Consider the following 25,685-nt stretch of genomic DNA (forward strand, 5'->3'; position numbering starts at 1 on the left):
CACTTCATCTTCTTCAAGTTTTATTTTTGCCATGAATGAAGATACAGATGGGATTCAAAGCTTATAAATAGGACTCAAAATTAAGTTGCCACGACACTAGTTCTCATGGGGGTAGCTGTACTCTTTGGAGGGAGTACGGAAAGAGCCCTGAAATCAGGGACTTTTACACAACTGGATGTCCAGATACTCGATTCAAAGACCCTTAAAATAGAACATAATGGAGGAGACCCACTTACCTTTGGGGAAAGCACCAGCATCTATCTCCAGCATAACGGTATCGAGTATGAGATTAGCCCTGATCCTCCTGTTGTTCTGGAAGTAGCAAACAATATGAAACTGTCCTTGCCTGAAGGAGTTGAACTGAAAGATGGAGATTCAGCTATTATCCTGATAAAAAATGAAAGGAAAAACAAAACAATTTATAGAAAAGAGCTTATTTTGAACCCTTCAGACTGAGAAAAGCATTTTTGACAGGAGGAGAGCTTTTATAAGCTTCAGTTCATCTTCCGGGCAGTTTTCCCCCATCCTCGCCCTGAGCAGGGAGTCAAGTTCAACCTCCAGTACTTCCAATACTATTTTTATTTGCTGCTGCCTTTCAGGAGGTACAAGCCCTTCGATTTTCCTGACCTTTCCGGCAAGTATCAGCCTCTCAAATTGCCTGTACACATTTTTTACACTCAAACCTTCGATTTCTGCAATTTCACCAATATCGAGCCCCTGTAAATAGAGCGAATAAGTCTTTTCAAGAGAGACCTTTTCAAAGAGACCTATTTCAGAAGAATCTATTTCAGAAGAATCTATTTCAGAAGAATCTATTTCAGAAGAATCTATTTCAGAGGAAACCATTTCAGAGGAAACCATTTCAAGAGAGTTCACCTCAAAGGAATCCATTTCAAAAGAATCTGCCTCAAGGTAGTCAGGTTTAAAAGAATCTGTTGCGAAAGGGTCTTCTTCGACGGGGTCCATCTCAAGAGAGCCGTTTTCAAAAAAATCGTCAGAGCATTCCGTTTTGGGTACATCGTCAACCGGTTCAGGAGAATTTCCTTCAGGGTCGATTTCATTAAGACTTCCAGAAGAAGAATCTGCTTCGGACCAATCCTGAATACTCATATCCAGATACCTTGCTCTCTTTGTGGGCAACCTGCGAACTTCAGGAGGTATTTTGGGGGGAACCTTGAGGGGTGATGTTTCTGGTACTTTGAGAGATGAGGTTTCTAATGCTTTCTCTTTACCGACTTCCGGAACAGGAGTTTCAATCCCGAGACTGTCGGTTTCAATTTCAAGTTCTGAAAATGCGCTTTTGTGGATGGGACTCTTTAAGGCTTTCCTCTTTTTTTCAGGTTCAGTCTCGCGATCTTCAGAATCTTCAGTTTTCTCTGCCGGAATCAAACCGTAGTCATTGCAGTAATCTCTGATCTCCTTGAGGAAATCGTCTCCGTATTTCCGGAGTTTATGGTCTCCTACCCCTGTGATAGAATGAAACTCTTCAGGGCTTTGCGGGAGCCTAGCAGCCATCTCCTTCAGGCTGGTATCAGAAAAAATGATGTATGGAGGAAGATTTTTCTTTAAAGCAATCTGTTTTCGGAGGGCTTTTAGCCTCTCAAAAAGAATGGGGTCATGCTCTGTCCCCGATTTTGGAAGTCCTCCAGACTTTGCTTTTTTAAGGACCTCAGTAGCAGTTGAATATACATTGGCAGGAAGCAGTATATTATCTTCGCCTTTTCCTGTGATTTTACCTGCAGGCGCTGGCGGTATAAAACGCTCTTCAGCTCCGGGCATGAAACCCTCAGGACAGACAAGCTCAACGCTCTCCGCTCCCTTCAAAATTTTCCTGCTCATGGCATTCAGTTTCAGAACAGGATACTGGGCCCCGCTTACATCCAGAAGCCCGGTATTTGTCATTTCGGAGGCCAGTGCCCTCCACTGCTCCTTTGTAAACTCCCGCCCGTTGCCGTGGGACTTCAGCCGTTCATGGTGATTTTGTATGATCTTTTTATTCTTTGAGCCTGTGAGCACATCAATAACATAATTGGTGCCGAAACGCTGATTCAGTTCCTGGACACAGGCGACCAGTTTCCTGGCAGCTACGGTCCCATCAAAAGTGTCTTTAGGCCTGAGGCAGGTATCACAGTTACCGCATGACGCTGGAAACTCTTCACCGAAATATTCCATGAGAGTCTGGCGCCTGCACTTATTTCCTTCGCAGTAGGCCACCATCTGCCTTAATTGCACAAGGGAGATATCCTTTTCTTTCTCATTTGTTTTCTGTGCGATGAAGTACTCAATTTTAAAGCGGTCTCCCCTGCTGAAAAAAAGGATGCATTCGCATGGGCTGCCGTCCCTGCCCCCTCTTCCTGTTTCCTGGTAATAACTTTCAAGATTTCGGGGAAGGTCATAGTGTATTACAAACCGGACATTGGACTTGTCAATCCCCATCCCGAAAGCGATTGTAGCCACTATTATGTCCACATCATCTTTTATGAACATCTCCTGGTTTCGGGCACGTTCGGAATCTGAAAGTCCGGCATGATAGGGAAGAGCCCTGAACCCGGCAATATTCAGCTTTTTTGTAAGGTTTTCCACGTTGTTCCGGCTCTGGCAGTAGATGATTCCGGCTTCTCCCCTGTGCCTGCGCAGGTAGTCGGCAATTTCCGAAAAAGTATCTTTTTTTGGCCTGACCTCATAGTAAAGGTTGCTCCGGTTAAAGCTGGCAACATAAGGCCCTTTTTCCGGATCGATAGCAAATCCAAGCTGGGATATGATGTCTTTTCGGACCCTGTCGGTGGCTGTAGCCGTGAGTGCAATAACCGGCACATCAGGAAAGCCTGTCTTCGGGTCCCTCAGGAGTTTCAGTTTCCGGTACTCAGGCCGGAAGTCATGGCCCCATTCCGAAATACAGTGCGCCTCGTCGATTGCAAAAAGGCTAACCTTGCCTTTCTTCAGGAACGCAAAAGTCCCGGGCATCATGAGCCTCTCGGGTGCAATATAAAGTATCTTCAGCCGGTTTTCCAGAAAAGCTGTTTTTATATCCCTGATTTCTCTGGCGCTCTGGGTGCTGTTCATACAGGCCGCTGCAATCCCATTTGCATCAAGCCCGTCAACCTGGTCTTTCATCAGGGAAATCAGGGGAGAAACCACGACAGTGACCCCATCCAGGAGAAGGGCAGGCAGCTGGTAGCAGATCGACTTGCCCCCTCCTGTAGGCATGAGCACGAAGACGTCTTTTCGGTCCAGGACATCCCTGATAATTTCCTCCTGAAGGGGGCGAAAAGCAGTATATCCGAAGTACTGGCGGAGTACAGAGTACATTCTGGCAGACATCAATACCCTGGACTCAAGCTCATTTTTACTATCTCTCAATACTCCATAATCAATGCCCATTATCTCATCCCTGAGTTTGCAGACCTCGCACCATGCCAGAATATAAAATTCCAGGAAGATCTTTGAAAGTCAACGTATTATTTGAAAGTCAACGTATTATTTGAAAGTCAACGTATTATTTGAAATAGATGTCCCCATGACATCAATTTATAACACTTGCGCAATAGCTATGCTTAGTTGTAAATCCGCAACGCTGTGGTGTTTTGGGTTCATCTTATTTAAGTTGCAGGTATGCGGATTGAAAGTATTTACATCAGATATCAAAAAGGATATTCATTTGCTTTCAAAAAACGAGAGATAAATTTCTTTTTTAAACCTGCGGAGATAAAAATCCGGAGCTGATTTACTGAGATAATTCAGAGCAAAACTTTAGAAAGAAATTTATGTGATGATGGTGTTTAACTCTATTGGGAAATGAATTATGTTGAGAGAATACCTCAGATTTGAAAACGGTTAACTCTGGAATTGCAATCCGGAAGGCAACCGGAAGGCAACCGGAAGGCAACCGGAAGAATTGCAGATTAAGCGATCCTTTCATCCCGAATGTTGACCAGGGTTATTCTCTGAACATGAAGGTTATTCCCTGAACATGAAGAGCACTCCTGTCCCCAGTCCCGTAACACTTGAAATCCCGGACTGGAGAGCAAAACCTCACATAAACGTAACGATGATGGTGCCTTTTCTTCATAAGATGATAGGACTTAAGAAGAAAAGGCGAGGCCGCTAATGCGGAAAAGCAAATGTGGAAGTAAAGAAGGGGGGAATGGAGCGGATACCATAACCTCTAAAATCAGGCATCCTCAGCGCCTGGGAAGTCAGTGCCTGGTAAGAGGCAAAAGAATGAGGGGGAAGAAATATGGCCGCACATATCGATCTTTACTTCCACCATTTGCAAAATACCTTATTTTAACTACTGACTTTTAATATTTGACTATCATTTTAGATCCAACCGATTTTTGATTCAGCCAGTTTTATATTCAACCGATTTTATATTCAGCCGACCTCAATTCTCAGTTAACCTCGTCTCCACGTGCCTTCAGGTATTGGTTGGCCGGCCAAACTAAAATGAAATGTTCAAAAAATTGATCTATAAAACTTCATTTTAAAACGTCGGATAAAAATCTCGCTAAAAGTCCCCTCTTGAGACAAGAAGAGATCTGTTATTCGATGCTGTTTATGATTAGCCAGCGATTACCATAAGTAGAATAAACAGCACTCCAAGCATCAGTATAAACATCAGAGCCATCCATAACTTTAACGCTATTTCGGTATTCAAAGTTCCAACTCCCCTGTTCTTAATTTGAGATGTACTGATTTATAAATGCAAGAACAAATATTCCGAAACATGAGTATTTAGTATAGGATTGTTTATTATATCCCCGGTTTTTAGATTGAGAGATCATGTTTTAGAGAGGATCTTTAAGCATTCAGATTTTTAAGATCAATAATTAAAAGAAATACATGATAAGAAATTTCCAGAGGAAATGGGGGGGGGTATAAAACAAATACTCCGGAAAAAACAAATGTGAAATTTATTTTTCCGTGTTCAAAATTTCCGGTATCTCTTCAGCCCTGAAAATAAACCTGGTACTTCACAGAAATCTTCCCCGGAAAAGCCCCTTAAACTGCCGAAGCAAAAGTTCTCCAGTTAGATAAAAATCAACACTTATGATCCTGATATTTTTTCGCTTAATATTAATTTTTACTTTTTACTTTTTACTTTCGACATAGCCTCATTTCTTCAAATCTATAATTTCTTTTTCCTGTGCCATCAACTCCAGAATATCAACCATTCTCTTCTGAGATTCTGCCATGCTCTGCAGGGATTTTGCAATATTCTCAAGTTTATCAATAATTTCATAGTTTTCACTGCCCATTCCTATCACTAACTCCCGTCCGATCTTTTTAATAGCAATATTTTGGAGAAGCTTAATATATAATTGTAATTTTCGGTTTTTTTGAAAGGGTTAGAAGGTAATTTCAGAGCTTAAAAAACTCTCATAACAGTTTCTTCCATTGATTATTACCCAATCTATTCTCTCTGGTCTTTTTATTCCCTGCCACTACCCGCATTTTTCATACACCTCTTAAAGAAATAAAAGTTTATACCAGCCAGAGAGATCTTACAAGCCAGTAAGTTACTGGATAGTCGGATAAAATAAAGATAATTTCCAGAGGGTCCTGAGAAACTTTGGACATTACGGAAAATAGTAAAAACGGGTAAACATCTGGCCTTCAAGAGAACGAGAATAACTTTAAAAATTATCTGGATCAAAGAAGGAAATCAATGACTTCTCCGACTATACCTTTAAATATCAAAAACCCCATGCACTGACTCATATATCACAAGAATATATAATCAAATTTTAATAATTTTCATACATTCACCAATCACCATCATTTCTTCAAAGGAAGATTAATTTAGCATCATTTAAGGAGCATTTCAATGGTAAAACCCGAGAAATTCATTCCAAAGGCAATTGAGAAGATCAGTCAGGAAATAAAAGACGGGAAAGCAATTATTGCTCTCTCGGGCGGCGTGGACAGTTCTGTTTGTGCAGAGCTGGCTTACAGGGCGATCGGGGACAGGCTGCAGCCGATCTATATCGACACCGGACTCATGAGGAAAGGAGAAACCGAGAGGATAAAGCACATCTTCTCCCACATGAACCTGGATATTGTCTATGCAAAGGACAGGTTCCTTGCAGCCCTGAAGGATATTACTGACCCTGAAGAGAAACGGAAGGCCATAGGCGAGACCTTTATCCGCGTTTTTGAAGACGAGGCAAAGAAGCTTGCAGCCGATTACCTGATCCAGGGCACGATCTATCCTGACAGAATCGAGTCCGAAGGCGGGATCAAGTCCCACCACAATGTTGGAGGGCTGCCGAGCGTAATGGACTTTAAGAAAATTGTTGAGCCTATCGGGGACCTTTACAAGGATGAGGTAAGGGAAGTAGCCTGGGCACTCCAGCTGCCTGAAGAAATCTGCGAGAGGATGCCTTTCCCGGGCCCCGGGCTTGCGGTGCGCATTCTCGGAGAGATTACCGAGGAAAAACTTGAAGTCGTGCGGGAAGCAAACTTCATAGTAGAAGAGGAACTGCTTGAGAGGTTCTGCCCCTGGCAGACTTTTGCTGCGGTGCTCGGCAAAGGCACAGGAGTAAAAGGAGATGTCCGGGCTTACGGCTGGATCGTGGCTGTAAGGGCTGTAGGATCAAGGGATGGAATGACTGCAGAAGCACTCGAACTCCCATGGGAGGTCCTCAAGACACTCGAATCGAGGATCACTTCCGAAATTTCGAATGTCGCCAGGGTGGTATACGATATCACACCAAAACCGCCTGCAACTATCGAGTTTGAGTAAAACCGGAAAATTGAAGATAAAAGTGAAGCCCGAAATGGCTTCATCCACCTTTTTTACAAATCGTGCAGTAAATCATAAAATGAATATTAAATGAATATTAAATGAATATTAATCCATAATAGCGAGTTCTACGCCCATGTCCCTTAATAAAGCAGTACTGGATATCCGGCAGCGGATAAAAGTCAAGCCATCACCTACGAATGAACCTGCGGCAAGCTGGACCGGAACAGACCTTGTAAACGGGGTAGAGACAAAGACCCTCACGGTCATCTTCAAAAGTGCAGGCTGCCGCTGGGGAAAAGCCGGCGGCTGTACGATGTGCGGCTACGTCTATGACTGTGCAAGTGAGCCCCCATCCCTCGAAGACTACATCGCCCAGCTTGCAAAAGCAATGAGGAAAGCTGAAAAGTTCCCTGAGTTAATGGTCAAGATCTTCACCTCAGGTAGTTTCCTTGACGAACAGGAAGTCTTTCCTGAAGCCAGAGATGCAATCCTTAAAAACCTTGCAGATGATCCAAGAGTCATCAAAGTGCTTGTTGAAACCCGGCCTAACTTCGTAACCGAAGAGAATGTACAGGCCTGCCTCAGCATTCTGAAAGACAAACCCTTCGAACTCGCGTTCGGGCTGGAGACAAGTTCGGATAAGATCCGAAAAGATTCCATTAACAAGGGTTTCACATTCCAGGACTTTGTCCGTGCAGCAGAAATTGCAAAAAAGTATGGAGTAACCATAAAAGCTTACCTTATGCTCAAACCCCTCTTCCTCTCCGAAAAGCAGGCAATGGAAGATATCATACGTTCCATAGATGATGCAGCTCCTTATGCTGACACCGTATCCATCAACCTCTGTAACGTCCAGAAAGGCACCCTTGTCGAAGCCCTCTGGGAGAAAGGTCAGTACCGCCCACCCTGGCTCTGGAGCATAGTAGAAATCCTGAAAAAGGCAAAAGCCGCCCATCCGGATCTTCCTCTAATGTCCGACCCGGTCGGGGCAGGCTCAAAGCGCGGCCCTCGCAACTGTAAAATATGCAGTCCGGAAGTTGCAGATTCCCTCAGGACTTTCTCACTCACCCAGAACCCAGCCGACCTCAGTACAACAGACTGTGAATGCAAAGAACTCTGGAAAAAAGTCCTTGAAGTCGAAGAATTCACCTATGGGGCGCCAATTTTAGACTGAGATTGCTGAAAAAACACTCCATTTGAAAAAAGTGAATGCTAAAATCTAAAAAGTTGCCAGGGCAAGTGCATTCGCCCTGACGCCTTTTTGCCTTTTGGCCTCTTTATTTCATTATTTTTCCAGAAATTAAAGACCACTGGTACCCGTGGTTACTCCGACGGGTGCTCCGGCCCGTAGATCATTGTCCCGACTCCACCATCTGTGAAGAGCTCAAGAAGCATAGAGTGGGAAACACTCCCATTTATGATATGTGCCTTCTCTACCCCACTTTTAACCGCAACAGCAGCACCTTTGATTTTGGGGATCATGCCCCCACTGATAACTCCTTCCTCAATAAGGGGATCAATTTCATCCAGATTTACGCGAGAGATGCGGCTGCTTGGGTCTTTAATGTCTCTCAGGAGACCTGAAACATCGGTCATAAGTATCAATTTTTTAGCATTCAAAGACGCTGCAATGTCTCCTGCAACCGTATCAGCATTGATATTCAGGGCATTGCCTTTTGCGTCCACAGCAATCGGGGAGATTACAGGGATATAGCCTTTATCAAGCATAATATGGAGAATTTCCGGGTTTATGACCTCACTTTCCCCGACCCAGCCTATATCCACTTCAGTTTCCACGCCATCAATAAATACACGTTTTACAGCCTGTTTATGGCCAAGGATCATTCTTCCGTCGTAGCCTGTAAATCCGACACCTTTGCCGCCGAACATCCCGATAAGGGATACAATTTTAGTATTGATATTCCCGACAAGAACCATCCTTGCAATTTCCATAGTTTCGTCATCTGTAATGCGAAGGCCCTGGAAAAACTCAGCCTTCTTGCCCATACGTTCCATTTTTTCAGTTATTTCAGGCCCGCCGCCATGCACGATAACGGGTTTGATCCCCACGTAACGCAGGAGGACAATATCTTTTATGATATCCTCCATGATCTGGGCGCTGACCATTGCGTTTCCACCCACTTTGATAACCATGATTGAATCATAGAACTCCTGCATATAAGGCAGGGCTTCAATAAGCACATTTTCTCTTTTGAGTCCCATGATTTAGGAATCATAAAATCTCTTTTTAAACTTATCGTTAAACCTTAAAGATACAGGCTCAGAGAAATTCTGTAAAAAAAGCAAATTTATTCGAACTTTACTAAGAATAAATGAATGTAGAGGGATTATAGAAATTATAGAAATCGTAGAAATTGTAGAAATTATAGAAATCGTAGAAATTATGGAAATCGTAGAAATCGTAGAAATTGTAGAAATTATAGAAATTAGAAATTACAGAAATCGTAGAAATTATAGAAATTATAGAAATTAGAAATTATAGAAGTTATAGAAATAAGCCAGCCCGGATAGTATTAAGAATCCGTCCAGGCTAATTCTGCATATGGATATCAAAAAGAAAAAGAAAGAACCCCGATTTCCAGGGTATGTGAGGGATATAGGTTTATTCGATTTTTTCGATCTTTTCTTTCTTGACAAAGGGCTTGCTAATTTTCTCAGGCATCCATTCAGGCCTATTCTTGGGGGCTGCGACAAGTTCCTTCCATGCCTTGAAAACGTGCACCTTCTTTGTCCCGCGTTCTCTGAGGCGGATGACATCCGGTTTGGATTTGGTACCGGCGCCCCGGTTTGCAGCTTTCAAAGCAGCCTGACGAGGCTGTTTACCTGTGAAAACTCCATGCTCATTGCCTTCTTCGTCTCGTAAAACAAAATTTCTTGTGTTGGACATAAAGGTCACCTCGCAAATTGTATTGCTAGACACTGATTAATTTTTAAAGTATATAAAATCTTTCTTCAGGATGTCGCCAGTAGTTATTGGTTTATGCAAAACTGCCCTAAATCTGTAAAGGGCATATAAACTAAATTTTTATATATTGTGGTCAAAATGGGAAATATTTAAATATTTATTCATTGTTAAAAATGTGATATAAAATAGGATTCAGGAAAGGGTTTGTAGAGACTCTTGCAAAATATATTTTTTTGTACTTTTGGAAAAGAGCCTAGAAAGCACAAACTTTACATGCTATAACTTCTTATGGTCACTATATTTTTCCAAATACATATAATAAAATTATGTATTTGTTAAGGATTTATTCTATAAATCAATCATACACTCATCTTTTCACGGATCTGGTTAAAATATGGAACACTGTAATTTCAACCTCCCGGATGTCCAAGCCAGCAAACCAAGCATAGCTATCAACCTCACCCGTGTTGGGGTAACAAACATGAAAAAGCTGGTTGAAATCAAACGAAAGGACAAGCGTCCGATAGTACTGATTTCAACTTTTGATGTCTTTGTTGACCTGCCTTCGGACCGTAAGGGAGCGAACCTTTCAAGGAACTTCGAAGCTGTAGACGAAGTGTTGGAGAAGGTTCTCAGCACACCGGTATACGAAATAGAACAACTATGTAGCGATATTGCGCATAACCTGCTTGGCCGCCACGAATATGCAAATCAGGCTGAAGTCAGAATGAAAAGCGAATATATGATAAGGCGCACCTCCCCTTCAACAGGGATCAAGTGTCAGGAAGTCGTGAATATCTTTGCTGAAGCTTCGGCTGTAAGAGGCAACGGCGATAAAGGCTACTTTGATGTGAAAAAACTCATCGGAGCTGAAGTTGTGGGAATGACTGCCTGTCCCTGCGCTCAGGAGATAATGAGAGATAAGGCTGCAAATGAGCTTGCCGACCTTGGAGTTGACAGGGATACAATCATAAAATTCCTTGAGAAAGTTCCTATGGCTACTCACAATCAGCGTGGAATAGGTGTTGTCTCAATCAAAGTAGCTCACGATTTTGATGTTTCCCTGGAAAACATAATCAAAATAATTGAACACTCCATGAGTTCAAGCGTTTATGAGATCCTGAAACGCTCAGACGAGAAGGTTGTTGTGGAAACTGCACACATGAACCCCAAGTTTGTGGAAGACTGTGTAAGGACAATGGCGGACAATGTTGTAAAAGAATTCCCAAACCTTCCCGATAACGCAGTAATCACTATCAAACAGACCAATGAGGAAAGCATACACAGACACAATGCATATGCCGAAAGGGTCGCTCTCATGGGAGACCTCAGGAACGAAATAAATCAGTGAAAAGGTTAACTAATAAAAGAAGGTAACCGATGCTGAGAGATCAGCAAACTTTAAATTCTTTTTTTATATTTTCAAACTCTGAAGCCTCTATTGAGTCTTTCAGGGTTTTTTTTGGAGTCATTTACAGTTAAGACCCCACAAACTTTATTAAAGGGCCTGAATAACCTATTAGAAGCTATTAAAGAAGGAATGGACTTGCAGGGCCTAAAATGCCAGCGTCCTGGAAGCTCTCGAGGTGAAATCATGGCTGATGCTGAAGAAATCACAGCGGTAGGGCGCAACAAAAAAACCATTAGAGTGGGAGATGCTGTCAAATACGTAAATAGCGATACCGTGAGCAGGGTTAGTGAGATCAAAAAGGACGAACAGGGAAAAGTCTGGGTCCTGCTCGAAAGTACCGACCTCTGGTACAGAGAAGAAACCCTGGAATTTACGGAGATCAGACCCACAGAAAAGAGAGAAGAAAGGGAATATACTACCGAGGAACTGGAAGAAAGATTCAGGAAAGAAAGGGAAACGATGCAGGGCTTTGATCTTGGAAAAGCCGGAGGAGGAGGGGCAGGAGGCTAATTCATCCTGCCTTTACTTTATTTTACTTTATTAATTAACTCTTTAATTCTCGTTTTTTATTCAACTCTTTAAGCACGAAGTCAACTACCCGCTAAATCTAAAGATTTAACGGGTTTCCTGCTTAGGTTTTGACTGCCTTTACTTTTCCTGCATTTTTATCCGCTGTGCAAGAATGCATTTTCCGCCGTGCCTGCCGCCAAGCGGATTTTGCGGGGTACCCAGAGAGTTCATACAGCGCGCCATAACAGCCGCCCCTCTGGCAAGCCCGTCGTCAACAAAGACTACTCTCTCATCGATTTTGGGGTTGATGTTCATTTTCTCCAGGCAGCTCAGGATTAATTTAGGCTTGTTCCCGGTAATTCCTGCCCTACCTGTAATTCCGAAAGTTGTGTCTTCAAAAATGAGGCCTTCTTTTTTTGCGACCTCTATTAGCCGGCACACCACTCCGGCCATTACCTCGTCAATGACAGCATAAACGATCTGAAGCCCGTGGGTCTTACAAATTTCCACGCCTATCGCGCTCAGCTTTCCCATATCTGAACCGTTTTCACCCACATCGCAACCTATAAGCGTTACACCTATCTCCTCGGCTGCATCCGGCCTTACAGGGACACTGCCGTACCTCTGTCTATCCCGGGGAACTTTTTCAATGATTATGAGCTCATGAATGCGCCTTGCATAATCTTCGATAGCTTTAGCCTTCATCTTCAAAGTAAGGAAAGAAGGTGGTTTCTGTTTCTCAAAAACTTCCAGAGCAGTTCCTACCTTAGAATCAACGATTTTCGAACCCCTAATAATGGCGTCAGGAATTGCACCTGCATAACCGCAGAAGTTTCCAATTGTTTTTGCATATGGCTGGTCAGGGCTTGTGATCCTGCCATCAAGGGTCGTCCCGAAGTCAATTGAGATGCAGGGATTCCTGAAATCAACATCAGTCAGTTTAGCAGCTTCCTTTATTCCTGCTGTTGCAAGCTCTCCCTCCATTTCGTTTGCAACAATTTCAACTCCAGTAGAGCCTATAGGAGGCGTAACACCGGCTACAGCCCCATCAAAGATGACTTTTTCCAGTTTACTGTATTTCTGGAGTTTTTTAGAAATATTCGAGATGGACATTGGCGGAGTCATGTTCCTTGGAGGGACACCTGCCATCAGACACCCGTCTGCCAGAGCTTTAATAAATTCCCCCACTTCCTCCGGGGTATCAAAGCCTGCAACGACACCCGTAGAGCGCACCACAAAATTGAGGTCAGTCTTTATATCCAGGCTGGCTTTTTCCATGGCTTCGGCGAGGGTGCTCCTCACCAGCTCTGCAACGGCCTCACGCGTAAGTTCCACACCCGTAAGGGTCTTTCCGAACACGGTTTCTCCGGGTTTTGGAGGACGGACATCTCTGGTCATGCGCAAGACCTTGTTTATGATATGTGTCCTTCCGGTATCCATATTGACGGCTGTAAGGATAGATTTGGTTGTGGTATTTCCTACTTCTACGGAAGCCACAATAAAGAACGGTTTTGATTTGAGGTCAATCAAACGAACCTGAGGAGATTCTGCAATTCTGGGTTTCAGAGCCATTTTTAGTCCCTTCCTGAAGATTTATACATAGTTTCAATTGCATCTATATCCAGTACGGTTGAACTGCAGATATAGAATTCAATTGGGCTTGTACTAAAGAATGTAATAATGGATTTCATTTTAAGATGAACTGCTTTTTGTAGTTTAATCAAAGGTAATCCAAACTGATTTGAAAATGATTCAAACTAATTTAAACGCTATTAAACTGGTTAAATCTAACACGAATGCATTGGACATAACAATTAGAAACCGGATATTTTGAATATCGGAATATGCCGGAAATATATATCTCCAGGATTTGATAAAAATGTATTACAAGAGCACAATTTATATGAAGTTTAAAGAAGGTATTAACCAAAGCCTATAATAATCTTTGCTAAAGCACTTCAAAGTGCCAGTCTATTTCAGTTAAGTATTATGATAACTGACCTATCCACAACTTATTTGCGACTATACATTTTTATTAGTTATGTCTACATATACTGATTATTTATTTTTCGTCCTACTTTTTTGCCATTCCAGGATCACTTTTCTTGTATTCACGTATCATTTTTCTTGTGTTTACTTATCATTACTCGCTCTTAGTGTGACACCTTTTCATTCATCCCTCAACATCATTTCTATAAAGAATGTTTCGACTTCAAAGCAATGTTTTCAATCAAGCCTGAAATTATTTGCCCATAAGAATAAATTACAGCACGTAATTATAAAGAGTGAAAATTATAAAGAATATAATTATAATAACATGCGTAATTAATAAACACTCATGAAATATAATAATTCGATGTTGAAGAACTTATAATAGATTATTCCAAGGAATGACGCATGTGGCGTTTCCTGAGATTTGGGATAAATAATCATCGGAGGCCTTTAATGCCGTTAGACCCTATTTGCAAGAAAATTATATCTGAAGATACTGAATACTTTTCGGATTACGGGGGAAAACATTACTATTTCTGCAGTACCGAATGCAAACATAAATTCGATACACTTGAAAAAAGCGTTATCCGGCTTAAGCGAAACCTGAGTGAAAAGGAAAAGATTTCCTTCGGAAAACTGAAAAAAGACATCATAAAACCAGGAATCTGCACCCTCTGCGGAGCCTGTGCAGCAAACTGTGAGTACATAACCATTGAGAACGGTGCGCCAAAACTGGTCGGCCCCTGCAAAGCCTGCGGGGTCTGTTATTATCAGTGTCCAAGGACAATCACTACAGAAGAAGGACTAATTGGGAGCTTCCGATATGCCTACGCCGCAAAGTCTGCAATTCCCGAAATGAAGGGGCAGGACGGCGGAGTTGTAACCTCTCTCCTCCTTTATGCCCTGGATGAGGGACTGATCGACTGCGCCGTGGTCACAACCCGCTCAAAGGAAGAACCCTGGAAACCCATACCCAAATTAGCAACAACCAGAGAGGAGATTCTTGAAAGCGGAGGAAGCATCTATTCCCACTCAATGACTCTTGAAGCCCTGATGAGCGCAATCAAACAGGGAATGCAGAGCATCGCCTTTGTAGGGACGAGCTGCAACATCGACGCCGTCACAAAGATGCAGAAAAGCTCTTACGGCTTACTACACCTCTTCATGAGGGCAAAAATCCTGAAATTGGGGCTCTTTTGCATGGACACCTTCGCCTACGAAGGGATCAAGGCAGTGCTGGAAATTTATGGGATAGCGCTCGAAAATGTAGAGGCCATGAAAATCCGAAAAGGAAAGTTCGAAGTTACGCTGAAAGATGGAAAAGAACATGTCTTCGAACTCAGCGATTTCGATGAATACCGGAGTTCATCCTGCCAGTTCTGTACAGACCTGGCCTCTGAAAACGCAGACCTCTCCTTCGGGGGAGTCGGCAGCCCCCAGGGCTGGACCACCGTCCTCGCCCGTTCAGCCATAGGTTACGAAATCTTCAACGAAGCCGTAGACAACGGCTACATCGAAGCCCGGCACCTTACCGACGAAGAACTCGAAAAAGTACTCAACCTGGCAAAAATGAAGAAAGTCCAGATGTACGCCCTCCACATGAGGCAGAAAGTCTAAAAGTCCAAAAAATCAGTCCTCTGAGCAAGCAAACCGGAAAAAATGGTCGCTTGCTCATCTATTATAACCCTTCAGATAGAAGATTAAAGTTTGTGCCCATAAGTTAGTCCGCTTTAGCGAGCGAAACTCACTGCTAAAACCCATAGATTAGCCCTCTTGAGCGCAGCGAAACTGGGGAACGGAAGAATATATATTTATTTCATAAACTGTTTCTATAATGCATTACCAACGGCATTCTATTCAGGATTATTCTATTTTTGAGGAATTTTCATGATCACAAAAGAAGATGTAGAACACATCGGCTGGCTTGCCCGCATTGAGATCAATGAGCAGGAAACAGTCGAGTATATGGAAAAACTTAACTCAGTTTTGGAGTATTTCGGGCAGATTGATGAGTTGCAGACCGAAGATGTTACTCCCACATACCATGTTGCTGAGATCTATAATGTATTCAGAGAAGATGTGGTGGAAGAATGCCTCCCGCAGGAAACCGTTCTTGCAAACACCGAAAATAAACAGGACGGGGCTTTCAGGGTCCCGAAGATCGGCTGAGGAGATGTTTTTATGGCAAAATGGATGAGTGTTGCACAGATTAAAGAGAAGATTAAAGAAAGCTCAGCCGAAGAAGTAACAGCCAGCTACCTTGAAGTTATCGGAAAGAGCAAAATCAACGGCTATGTGACGGTTTCCGATAAAGCCCTTGAGCAGGCGAAGAAGATAGATGAAGAAGGGCATGCGGGTCCTCTCGCAGGCGTTCCAATCGCAATCAAGGATAACATTTCCGTAGTCGGTCTGCCAAACAGCTGTGGCTCGAAGATTCTTGAAGGCTACGTTCCTCCTTTCAATGCTCACGTAATCGAAAAGCTTCTTGCTGCCGGAGCCGTAGTCCTTGGAAAAACCAATATGGATGAGTTTGCCATGGGTTCATCCACGGAAACCAGCCATTTCGGGCCGACTGCAAACCCCTGGGACCTTGAAAGGGTGCCGGGCGGATCTTCAGGAGGCAGTGCAGCGGTTGTTGCAGCCGGAGAAGCTCCTTTTGCACTTGGTTCTGACACCGGGGGATCTGTACGCTGTCCTGCGGCTTTCTGTGGCGTTGTAGGGTTTAAACCAACATATGGAGCCGTTTCGAGGTACGGAGTTGTGGCTTATGCAAATTCCCTTGAACAGGTTGGACCTCTTGCAAACAACGTGGAAGATATTGCAGTCCTGATGGATGTTATAGGCGGTTACGACCGGAGAGATTCCACTTCCATTGACAGTAAAACCGAATACCAGAAAGCTCTTGTTGACGATGTAAAGGGCCTGAAAATAGGGGTTCCGCAGGAATTTTTCGGAGAAGGCATCCATCCTGACGTAGAAAAAGCCGTATGGGACGCTATACACAAATGTGAGAGCCTCGGAGCGACCTGGGAAGAGGTCTCGATGCCCAACATAAAGTACGCTCTTGCTTCATACTATATCATTGCAATGAGTGAAGCGTCCTCAAACCTTGCCCGCTTCGACGGAACACGTTACGGGTTCAGGGAAAACGCCGAAAACTGGCACGCAATGGTCTCAAAGACCAGAGCCGAGGGTTTCGGAGCCGAAGTCAAGAGAAGAATTCTCCTGGGGACCTATGCGCTTTCTGCAGGTTATCACGATAAGTACTACCTTAAAGCCCTGAAGGTAAGGACTCTTGTAAAGCAGGACTTTGATAAGGCTCTCTCAAAAGTTGACCTGCTTATGGCTCCGACCATGCCTAACCCTGCTTTCAAGATAGGGGAAAAGATTGAAGACCCGCTTACCCTCTACCTCTCGGACGTAAACACCTGTCCGATCAACCTTGCAGGCGTACCTTCAATTTCCGTACCCTGTGGCTTTACTGACGGACTGCCAATAGGGCTCCAGATAATGGGCAAACCCTTTGACGAGTTCACCGTCCTGCGTGCAGCCTATACTTTCGAGCAGAATACCGATTACCACACAAAGAGACCTCCGGAGGTGGCGTAAATGGCTTACGAAAACCCTGACGGCGTAAGGATCGGGCTTGAAATCCACGTCCAGCTTAACAAACTTAAGACCAAAATGTTCTGCGGCTGCTCTACCGATTACCACAATGCAGCCCCCAACACCCACACCTGTCCGGTTTGTCTTGGCCTTCCCGGTACGCTTCCGGTCCTGAACAAAAAAGCCGTAGAAGCCGCAATTAAGGTGGGACTTGCTCTTGAAGGAGAGATTGCAGAAGAGACCCAGTTCCACAGGAAGAACTACTTCTACCCTGACCTTCCCAAAGGTTTCCAGATAACCCAGTATGATTTCCCCATTGTTAGCAAGGGAAAAGTTGTAATCGAAGGAGAGGACGGGGAGCATGTAGTCGGAATTACAAGAGCTCACATGGAAGAAGACCCTGGGAAGCTTGTGCACATAGGGAGCATCGAGAAGTCCAAGGGTGTCCTTATAGACTACAACAGGTCAGGCATGTCCCTGATTGAAACCGTTACCGAGCCAGATATGAGGAGCCCCAAGGAAGCCAGAAGGTTCCTTGACAAGTTCAGAAACATCCTCGAATACCTGGACGTCTTTGACGGAAATCTCGAAGGGGCTATGCGTGTAGACGCAAACGTCTCAGTCCACTGGGGCACCCGAGTTGAGATCAAGAATATCTCTTCCCATAAAGGAGTGGAAAGGGCTCTCCTCTACGAGATCATGCGCCAGAAGAACGTGATCCGCCGTGGCGGTAAAATCGTGCTGGAAACCCGCCATTTTGATGAAGGCAGGGGAGTAACAACCTCAATGAGGACAAAAGAAGAAGCAGAAGACTACCGCTACTTCCGTGAACCTGACCTTATGCCCATGCGTGTGACTGACTGGATTCCTGCAATCAAAGATACTCTGCCTGAACTTCCTGACGCCAAACGTACACGCTTCATGGAACAGTATGGCATCACGGATATGCATGCAAGGTCCCTCACTTCCAAGATCATGCTCGCCGACTTCTACGAAGGAGTCTGTGCAAAAGGCGTTGACCCGAAAACCGCCGCTACCTGGGCAGCCGACGTCTTCCTGGGGGAGCTAAACTATCGCGACCTTGCAATCTCTTCTTATGACGGCAGGACAATTGGCTTCATCCACGCAAAAGACCCGGAGATCGAGAATTCCTTCAAGGTCCCGGATATGGTAGAACTGGTCAACCTTTTTGCCGAAGGCAAGGTAAGTGACAGGGCTGCAGTTGAAGTCATCCGCACAATTCTGGACGGCACGGAGGAAAAAACTCCCTCCCAGATCATCGAAGAAAAGGGCCTCTTCAAAGCCGAAGATGACCTTGTCACAAAGGCTGTTGCCGAAACAATTGCCGAAAACGAAGCCGCAGTAAAGGACTATCTAGGAGGCGCAGAAAAGTCCCTGAACTTCCTTGTAGGACAGGTCATGAAAAAGACAAAAGGCACGGCAGATGCAAAGACAGCCCGTGAACTGATTGTAAAGGAACTTAAAGGGTAACCCGGCAGGGTTTACCTTTTTTAATTTTCTTTTTCAATACTTTTATTTCATTTTTTATCTAGAGTTCTTTATCTAGAGTTCTTTATCTAGAGTTCTTTATCTAGAGTTCTTTATCTAGAGTTCTTTATCTAGAGTTCTTTAAATTGATTTATTTAAACTGATTTCTTTAAACTGGTTTTTGGATTTAATTCCAGCCTCTGATTTTTAATAAAGGTCAGGCCTCCGATCTTCGAGAATAGAGCCGGTTTGCCTTATTTCCCTTGCCTCTTCAGGATCGATTTCCCCAATGAGGACACATTCCTCCTTTCCGGCTTCTGCCAGGATGCGGCCCCATCCATCGGCAATAAAAGAGCCGCCAGGATAAGTCGAATACCTGTCTTTTCCCACCCTGGTGCAGGCGATATGCGGCAACTGGTTTTCAATCGCCCGGGAAATGGACATAATTCGCCAGGGATATATATAAAAGTCCGGGATTTCACCAGCTGAGACCAGCAGATCTGCACCCTCAAGGGCCAGTTTTCGGGCAACTTCCGGATACCGGAGCTCATTGCAAACTATGAGTCCTAAGGAGAGCCTGTACTTTTGCAGTCTGATAGGAGATATGCTGTCTCCGGGCGCAAAATATTCTTTTTCCGGGCCGTAAAGCTGGACTTTTCGGTGGGTGCCGGCTAGCTTTCCGGACTCTATGCAAAAACCGAGGTTAAATTGGGAAGGAACCTTCAATTCTGAACTTATTGAGTCCCCTTCTCTTTTTTCGATCATTGAACCTGCAAGAATACAGCCATGTTCTCTGGAAAAGGCACGGAGAGCTTCGAGCGTGGGACCGGAAGCAGTTTCAGCCACTTCTCCTATACGGTCATAACAAAAGCCGGTTGAGAAAACTTCCGGAAAGACGAGCAGCTCGGCTTCTTTTGAAACTGCGTCTTCTGCCAGGGAGAGGGCACGCTCAAGGTTTTCATGTTTCGAGCAAAGCGAGATATTCATCTGGATGCAAGCGACTTTCATGGTTGTCTCCATTCCTGCCATTCATGAATGGTAATTACTTTACTTAGATACTTTATTAAGTAATTCTATTTTTCTGATTTGAGATTAAGGTTTTTGCGCTGCAGTATAAACCTGGCACAGCGGTGGTCTGAAGTATGGATAGCTGCTGCAGGCAGCACTTTGATTATCAGACAGTACTTTAATTATACATGTATCCGAATATTTGTATAGAACAATAAAAAAGAATGAAAACTTTCCGTAGGCAAAATATAAGGCATGTGAATCTCAAAATAGGCTTGAAGAAAAAGCTGTCTGCAAGAGAAAGACCTGAACCATTACTAAATCAAGGACCGACCATAAAGGAGGAAAACATCACGGAAGAACCAGTTTCTGATTTTAGATTTCACGCAACGACCCTTCTCTTCAAGTTCCGGGACTTCTTTTTCCCCCGCAGGAAAATCCTGGAAGAGGCAGGGATAAAACCCGGTTTCAAAATTCTGGATTACGGCTGCGGGTCAGGTTCCTATATCCGTGACACTTCCGAAATGGTGGGCCCTTCAGGAAAAGTCTATGCCCTGGATATCAATCCGGTTGCTGTTGAGATGGTCCGGCACCTGGCTTCGATAAAACAGCTGAAAAACATAGAGACTATACTTTCCGATTACAATACAGGCCTGCCCGGCGAGAGCCTGGATATAGTCCTCTTCTATGATACTTACCACACCCTGAACAAACCGGAACTTGTTATGAAAGAGTTGCACAGAGTCCTGAAACCCGACGGAATCCTTTCTTTTAGCGACCATCACATGAAAGAAGAAGAAATAATGGAAGGGGTAACCCGGAAAAAGCTTTTCAAGCTGAAAAAGAAAGGTAAAAGGACATATTCCTTTAAAAAGGACGAGGGATAATTAATTTCATATGTGCATCTGTTTAAAGGTATGTACCATGCGAGAATTGCTAAAGAAACAATAGATAGAAAAAGGAGGAAATGCCTCAGGATTTTGAGGCTAAATACCCTCCTTTAAATTCAGCCTCTTTTAAAACAACAAACTATACTGGCCAGAGAGAAGATAGCCAGAAATCCTCCGAAACCATAACTTGCTGGAATTGCACTGCTGGCAGCTGAAGGTGTTTTATCTTCAGCCGGAGTTTCAGATGATGATTTATAGATCGCTTCGTTCTTCTCACTGGTATTTTCTGTTGTTTCTACTGCCTTTGTACTATTTTCCCCTTGAATTTGAACATTGCCAGACTTGCTGGTTGAAGCATTCATTTCTGCAGTTCCGGCATTCATTTCTGTAGTTTTAGGCTTCTGTTCTTCGACAACGAATGTTTTTGCCGGGTAGATCAAATATCCTCCATTGCTTCCTTTTCTCTCATCAGATGTCACGAAATACCACTCATCTGTAATGTTAGTCCGGCTGTCAGCATCGACATTAATTGTTATGGAATTGGCATTTGACATTATTACCATATTTTCAAGAGCCTGATCAACCTCGAAACTGCCAAACTTATCTCCGGATTCAATGGAAAGAGGCTTGTCTTTATCTATCAGCCAGGTGTATTTGAATACTGCAAAATTTGCATCCTCACCTGCAAAAACAGAGTCTACAAAGGTAATGAAATAAACATGCGAGGAGTTGTCCCCGAATTCGTCTTCTGCAGTAAATATCCTATCATCTATGGTGCCGTCCATAGAGACTATAGCAGTATCTATCTCCTTATTGTTCCTGTAAACGGAAAAATAGCATTTATTGCCTTCAACATCAACTCCGTTTAAAATGATGCTGTACCCACCGGCGATATCCCAGCTCTCTCCTTCCCTGAGCGTTTTCTTTTCGTTTTCATCTTGCTGGAACAGCATCTTAGCGAGATATGCTGCATCATTGTCAATAGCACAGTAGGATTTGCCAAACAGAGGCAGCATGTAAAAGGAAGACACCTTTGTTACATTTGCTTCTTCAGTAAATACCTTATACTTCGAAGGCAATGGCCTGGTAGAATAAATCAGTTCACCTTTGTCGATTATATTGGCGGAAGGATTGTCTTTTCCAGGGGCAGGATTGTTTCCTTTGTCCTGAAAATAAAGATGTTCACCTGACCCGTTCATGAAACTGCCGTACTTGTTTGCTTTAAAGAAAAAAGCTCCGAAGTTTCTGAAATCCCATGAAAGATTCTGCGCATCCGTATTTCCGGTATCAAAGGGCGTTCCCCTTATTTCCACCGGCATAGCCGTACAAGTTCCTGCTAACACTAGAATAAACGTTAGCACAAAGATAGCCAGAGCTACAGCATTAAATTTCTTTAAGTTCATGAAAAATTCTCCACTAGCGTATAATTTTTGATTTTCTATGTTCAGAATTTTATCGTAAGAACAAGATTTAGGCGACTGAATTCGTTTTTGAGAGTTCAAAATTTATTTTCAGTTTGGCATCTGTTTTCAGTGCATTACTTACCTTGCAGGGGCAGACACACTTTTCTTTTCATATCTTCGATTTCCCGGACAGCTACTTTTACACCATAGACCGAAGACATCATTTTGCTGGTTACAACTGTTTCAACTTCTCCCAGGGCAACCAGCCTGCCTTCGGCCAGAGCTGCAGCTTTGCTGCCTACAAGGAAAGCATGGTCCGGCATATGGGTGTTCATCACAATGGACATTCCCAGTGATGCCAGCCTCTGCACGGTCTCCAGCACAAGGACCTGATTACCAAAATCAAGGTGAGAAGTGGGTTCATCCAGTAAAAGTAGAGCAGGTTTCTGGACAAGAGCCCTGGCGATCAATACCATCTGGCTCTGCCCACCACTGAGAATGGAAACCGGTCTCTCTGCAAGGTCAGAAAGACCTACCACCGCAAGCGACTCCCTTGCAATCTCCATATCCTCTGCACAGGGGGATGCAAACATGGAAAGATGAGGAGCCCGGCCCATCAATACAAAATCAAGCACGGAAAAAGGAAACACTACTTCATTCTGCTGGGGTACATAACCTATAAGTCTGGCAATACCCCTTACCCCGAGCGAAGCCGTATCCTCACCCAGAATGCTGACAGATCCGGCAGCAGGCTTGAGAACCCCTGCAATGCATTTTATCAGTGTGGACTTTCCTGCTCCGTTCGGACCCAGGATGCACATAACCTCACCTTTTTTTAGCGAGAAAGATACATTCTCAAAGACCGGACCGTTTCCATAGGAGAAGGCAAGTGATTTCACTTTTAGCATCAATTCCATCCCATGCGCCCCCTCCGGACAAGATATGCAAACAAAGGAGCACCTACCAGGGAAGTGAGAATTCCCAGGGGAATCTCCGTAGCGGCAATAGTCCTTGACAGATCATCCACAAGCAGCATAAACGAGGCCCCGATAACCATACTCATAGGCAGCAGACGGCTGTAGTTGGGACCTACTATCATCCTTGCGATGTGGGGCACGACCAGTCCGACCCAGCCAATAACACCGCTGATACTGACTGCAGCTGACGTCATAAGGGTTGCACAAACAATGATGATCAGACGCATTTTTTCCACGTTCATTCCCAGAGCTTTAGCTTCCTCGTCTCCGAGGGACAGTATATTGATCCGCCACCTGAGAAGAAGAAGCACCAGAGCCCCAACAAACATGGGCAATAATATGTAGAGCAGATCCCCGTACCTGACATCAGCAAGGCTTCCCATGAGCCAGAATACTATCGCTGGGAGGTCATTATAAGGGTCTGCCACATATTTTACCAGTGAAGTCAGCGCTGTGAAAATAGAACTCACAATTATTCCGGAAAGCACGAAGACCAGAGTTCCCGTACCTTTACTGGCTTTGCTCATACTTATGGCAAGAAACATCGCCAGCAGTCCAAAAGCAAAAGCCATCAGCTGTATAAGCAGATAACTGTCCCACAGAAGTATTGCCAGGCATGCTCCAAAACCCGACCCTGCACCCACTCCAAGGATATAGGGGGAGACAAGGGGATTGCGAAAGATCCCCTGGAAAGAGACCCCGGCTGTGGAAAGCGCCGCTCCTACCAGCAAAGCTGCAAGTATCCTGGGCAGCCTTACATTGAATAGTACCGTGTGGTAAGTGGAAACTGAAGCAGGAGTGCCAAAAAAGAGAGAAGAAAACGCTTTCATACTCTCGTCCACAACCGCCGATACAGGAGTCTGATATCTCCCTACAAAAAGGGAGCCTATGAGTAAGGCGAGGGGCAACAGGTACACAAGAGCAGTGCGGGAATACCTGCAGTCAGGCATGGGTACACCTCAAAACCTGCCTGGGCCAGGTCCCGGAAGAAGGGCTGTGAAAAGACCTGTTAGGAGTGGCTTCCTCAAATGGCAGACCATAAAACTGCATGTAGAACTCATCTGCTTCCTTTTGCAGGTCAATTCCGGAGTTTCCGGGATGCAGTTTATCTGCTATGTACATGAGCCCCAGTAACCAGCGAGGGTTTCCGAAATCCCATGAAGGGGGAACTGCATAAACCCGCTGCTGTTTTACAGCATCCGCATGTATGCCGTATTGCCGGCACAGGGCATAGAACTCATCGAGGGGACGGGAAAGGAACCCGGAAATAAAAATAGTGTCCGGATTATGCTCATTGATAAAGGAAGGAGAAACGTTTACACCCGGTTTGCCTTCCTTTTGAAGTTGCTTATTAATGCTTACGCCCCCGGAAAATGTTACAAGGCTGTTTTCCATTCTCCCGGCATTCAGGGCAAAGAGGGGAGATCCCATGCAGTAATACACTTTATGACTCACATCATTGCTGTTTTCTGCTGCAAGGGATCGGACAAGCTCCAAACGTGTCCGGATAAAAGAAATAAGTTCTTCTCCTTTTTTCGGAACACCCGCCATTTCCGCAATAAGCCTGATAAACTCAAGGTAAGCGTAAGGCTGCTGGATCATATGGTGTATTTGCATAAGGGTTCCGAAATCAGAGATCTTGCGCCAGACGTCTATTAACCTGGAATCGTCCAGTATTCCCAGACACGTAAGCACTGCATGGACCATACCGAAAGCCCGGCTTATCCTGTAACCACCCATGAATCCTTCCTCACTGAAGCTTTCAATGGCAGTTATCCCTTTAACCGGAACACTCTTCCCGCACTTGCAGGTGTAATTTATCCAGGGTTTTAAAGACCTGGAACCCATGGGTCCGTAGAATTCCCTCTCTGTCAGGGTACCGCCGCATTCAGGACAGTACGTATTCAATAATTCCGTACCCGGAGAATTGAAGAGATATACATAATCCACGTGCTTACGCAGAGAGGTACACAGGTTCTCCACCTCTCCTATGGAGGGTTCAAGCTCAATCGGAGCATCCCCGAAGGGAATGAATCTCATAACCTGAACCGGAATGGTGGAGGAAATATCAGACACTGCTTCTGCAACCTTTATCACATCTTCCTCGTTTCCCTTGCAATAAACAACTGAAGTTTCAACATGCACTCCCATGTCAAAAAGCCGGGAAATGTTTCGGAAAACAGGAGCTGATGAAGGAACTCCGCAGTTTATGTAACTCCGGTCAGAATAACCTTTGATCCCAACATTCATGAAATCCACAAGCTGCCCAAGCTTGCTTAAAGTCTCACCTGTGAAATAGCAGTTTGTGGAACAACCTACGAGCAACCCTTTTTCTTTTGCCTGCACTGCAAGATCCCTGAAAAGGTAATAATTTGCAGCAGGCTCATTCAGCGTGGAAACTACACCCAGACACTGTTGCTGCAGGGCCCTTTCCACTACCTGAGAGGGGGGAAGAGGGGAACGGGGAAGAGATTTACCTGATGACAGCAAACGAGCCACACACCCGGAACACTGGAAATTGCAGCCAGTACTGAAGACCTGAAGGAACTTACCTGAAGGATAATAATGAAGCAAAGGAATCGTTTCTATGGAAACCGGATATGCTCCAAGGTATCCCATATCAGGGGCCTGGACGATCGTATCGCCAGTACAGACGTAAGTGCCGCATCTGCCCCTGCTGTATTCATTGATTTCACACCCGAATTCGCATACATTGCACTGCATAT

The 25,685-nt window shown here is 44.3% G+C and carries 21 protein-coding genes; 11 read left to right on the forward strand and 10 right to left on the reverse strand.

All coding sequences use genetic code 11. From position 1 onward, the window contains the following. The first annotated feature begins 105 nt into the window (after positions 1 to 105). Positions 106 to 456 carry a hypothetical protein gene (locus EO93_RS04375; RefSeq protein WP_235284107.1) on the forward strand — a complete coding sequence of 117 codons (351 nt, stop codon included), beginning with the start codon at positions 106 to 108 and terminating at the stop codon, positions 454 to 456. Here the strand turns inward: EO93_RS04375 and recQ are convergent. After that, positions 448 to 3,381, reverse strand: a complete 2,934-nt coding sequence (gene recQ, locus EO93_RS04380; RefSeq protein WP_082107557.1) for a DNA helicase RecQ — start codon at positions 3,379 to 3,381, stop codon at positions 448 to 450. The genes EO93_RS04375 and recQ overlap by 9 nt on opposite strands. A gap of 443 nt (positions 3,382 to 3,824) precedes the next feature. Here recQ and EO93_RS17260 point away from each other — a divergent pair, with 443 nt between their 5' ends. Then, positions 3,825 to 3,968: a hypothetical protein gene (locus EO93_RS17260; protein ID WP_156161231.1), complete on the forward strand. Its 144-nt coding sequence runs from the start codon at positions 3,825 to 3,827 to the stop codon at positions 3,966 to 3,968. 1,146 nt (positions 3,969 to 5,114) lie between these two features. Here EO93_RS17260 and EO93_RS17265 read toward each other — a convergent pair. After that, positions 5,115 to 5,267, reverse strand: coding sequence for a hypothetical protein (locus EO93_RS17265; protein WP_156161232.1), 153 nt, complete (start codon positions 5,265 to 5,267; stop codon positions 5,115 to 5,117). 560 nt (positions 5,268 to 5,827) lie between these two features. Here EO93_RS17265 and guaA point away from each other — a divergent pair. After that, positions 5,828 to 6,745 (forward strand): glutamine-hydrolyzing GMP synthase, encoded by a 918-nt coding sequence (gene guaA / locus EO93_RS04385; RefSeq protein ID WP_048131274.1) that lies wholly within the window; start codon positions 5,828 to 5,830, stop codon positions 6,743 to 6,745. 136 nt (positions 6,746 to 6,881) lie between these two features. Beyond that, entirely contained in the window at positions 6,882 to 7,922 is a 1,041-nt protein-coding gene (locus EO93_RS04390) for an archaeosine biosynthesis radical SAM protein RaSEA (protein WP_048161245.1), read from the forward strand. Positions 7,923 to 8,071: 149 nt separating this feature from the next. On the opposite strand, the gene argB is transcribed toward EO93_RS04390, so the two are convergent. Beyond that, positions 8,072 to 8,971, reverse strand: a complete 900-nt coding sequence (gene argB / locus EO93_RS04395) for an acetylglutamate kinase (protein WP_048131276.1) — start codon at positions 8,969 to 8,971, stop codon at positions 8,072 to 8,074. A 400-nt stretch (positions 8,972 to 9,371) separates the two neighbouring features. Next, the gene (locus EO93_RS04400) at positions 9,372 to 9,656 is read right to left on the reverse strand and encodes a non-histone chromosomal MC1 family protein (RefSeq protein WP_048131277.1); all 285 of its coding nucleotides are present in this window, start codon (positions 9,654 to 9,656) and stop codon (positions 9,372 to 9,374) included. A gap of 412 nt (positions 9,657 to 10,068) precedes the next feature. Between EO93_RS04400 and mptA the strand changes: the two genes are divergently transcribed. Continuing rightward, complete coding sequence (mptA, locus tag EO93_RS04405; RefSeq protein WP_048131278.1) at positions 10,069 to 11,025, forward strand: GTP cyclohydrolase MptA; 957 nt, start codon at positions 10,069 to 10,071, stop codon at positions 11,023 to 11,025. Between the two features lie 243 nt (positions 11,026 to 11,268). After that, positions 11,269 to 11,595, forward strand: a complete 327-nt coding sequence (locus EO93_RS04410) for a DUF2098 domain-containing protein (RefSeq protein ID WP_048161246.1) — start codon at positions 11,269 to 11,271, stop codon at positions 11,593 to 11,595. A gap of 138 nt (positions 11,596 to 11,733) precedes the next feature. Here the strand turns inward: EO93_RS04410 and EO93_RS04415 are convergent, their stop codons facing one another. After that, complete coding sequence (locus EO93_RS04415; RefSeq protein ID WP_048131280.1) at positions 11,734 to 13,167, reverse strand: methanogenesis marker 14 protein; 1,434 nt, start codon at positions 13,165 to 13,167, stop codon at positions 11,734 to 11,736. Between the two features lie 873 nt (positions 13,168 to 14,040). Between EO93_RS04415 and EO93_RS04420 the strand changes: the two genes are divergently transcribed. The 4 genes from EO93_RS04420 (at position 14,041) to gatB (ending at position 18,684) form a co-directional block, all read left to right on the forward strand. Next, on the forward strand, positions 14,041 to 15,204 hold the full coding sequence (locus EO93_RS04420; RefSeq protein WP_048131281.1) for a Coenzyme F420 hydrogenase/dehydrogenase, beta subunit C-terminal domain: 1,164 nt from the start codon (positions 14,041 to 14,043) through the stop codon (positions 15,202 to 15,204). A gap of 270 nt (positions 15,205 to 15,474) precedes the next feature. Beyond that, positions 15,475 to 15,756: an Asp-tRNA(Asn)/Glu-tRNA(Gln) amidotransferase subunit GatC gene (gatC, locus tag EO93_RS04425; RefSeq protein WP_048161247.1), complete on the forward strand. Its 282-nt coding sequence runs from the start codon at positions 15,475 to 15,477 to the stop codon at positions 15,754 to 15,756. A 12-nt stretch (positions 15,757 to 15,768) separates the two neighbouring features. Further along, complete coding sequence (gene gatA / locus EO93_RS04430) at positions 15,769 to 17,196, forward strand: Asp-tRNA(Asn)/Glu-tRNA(Gln) amidotransferase subunit GatA (RefSeq protein ID WP_048161248.1); 1,428 nt, start codon at positions 15,769 to 15,771, stop codon at positions 17,194 to 17,196. After that, positions 17,197 to 18,684: an Asp-tRNA(Asn)/Glu-tRNA(Gln) amidotransferase subunit GatB gene (gatB, locus tag EO93_RS04435; protein ID WP_048161249.1), complete on the forward strand. Its 1,488-nt coding sequence runs from the start codon at positions 17,197 to 17,199 to the stop codon at positions 18,682 to 18,684. A 204-nt stretch (positions 18,685 to 18,888) separates the two neighbouring features. On the opposite strand, the gene EO93_RS04440 is transcribed toward gatB, so the two are convergent. Beyond that, positions 18,889 to 19,710, reverse strand: coding sequence for a nitrilase-related carbon-nitrogen hydrolase (locus EO93_RS04440; RefSeq protein ID WP_342764190.1), 822 nt, complete (start codon positions 19,708 to 19,710; stop codon positions 18,889 to 18,891). A 236-nt stretch (positions 19,711 to 19,946) separates the two neighbouring features. Between EO93_RS04440 and EO93_RS04445 the strand changes: the two genes are divergently transcribed. Next, positions 19,947 to 20,576, forward strand: coding sequence for a class I SAM-dependent methyltransferase (locus EO93_RS04445; RefSeq protein ID WP_235284108.1), 630 nt, complete (start codon positions 19,947 to 19,949; stop codon positions 20,574 to 20,576). 119 nt (positions 20,577 to 20,695) lie between these two features. Here the strand turns inward: EO93_RS04445 and EO93_RS04450 are convergent, their stop codons facing one another. The 4 genes from EO93_RS04450 to EO93_RS04465 all read right to left on the reverse strand — a co-directional run bounded on the left by EO93_RS04450 (position 20,696) and on the right by EO93_RS04465 (position 25,683). Continuing rightward, a complete protein-coding gene (locus EO93_RS04450; RefSeq protein ID WP_082107558.1) occupies positions 20,696 to 21,982 on the reverse strand; it encodes an S-layer protein domain-containing protein in 1,287 nt (428 codons plus the stop codon). Between the two features lie 134 nt (positions 21,983 to 22,116). Continuing rightward, the gene (locus EO93_RS04455) at positions 22,117 to 22,899 is read right to left on the reverse strand and encodes an ABC transporter ATP-binding protein (RefSeq protein ID WP_048161250.1); all 783 of its coding nucleotides are present in this window, start codon (positions 22,897 to 22,899) and stop codon (positions 22,117 to 22,119) included. Beyond that, on the reverse strand, positions 22,890 to 23,909 hold the full coding sequence (locus EO93_RS04460; RefSeq protein ID WP_048161251.1) for an iron ABC transporter permease: 1,020 nt from the start codon (positions 23,907 to 23,909) through the stop codon (positions 22,890 to 22,892). The genes EO93_RS04455 and EO93_RS04460 overlap by 10 nt, the downstream gene beginning before the upstream one ends. Continuing rightward, positions 23,902 to 25,683, reverse strand: a complete 1,782-nt coding sequence (locus tag EO93_RS04465) for a radical SAM protein (RefSeq protein WP_048161252.1) — start codon at positions 25,681 to 25,683, stop codon at positions 23,902 to 23,904. The genes EO93_RS04460 and EO93_RS04465 overlap by 8 nt, the downstream gene beginning before the upstream one ends. Positions 25,684 to 25,685: the final 2 nt, after the last annotated feature.

This window comes from Methanosarcina sp. 1.H.A.2.2 (genome assembly GCF_000979975.1).
Taxonomy (GTDB): Archaea; Halobacteriota; Methanosarcinia; order Methanosarcinales; family Methanosarcinaceae; genus Methanosarcina.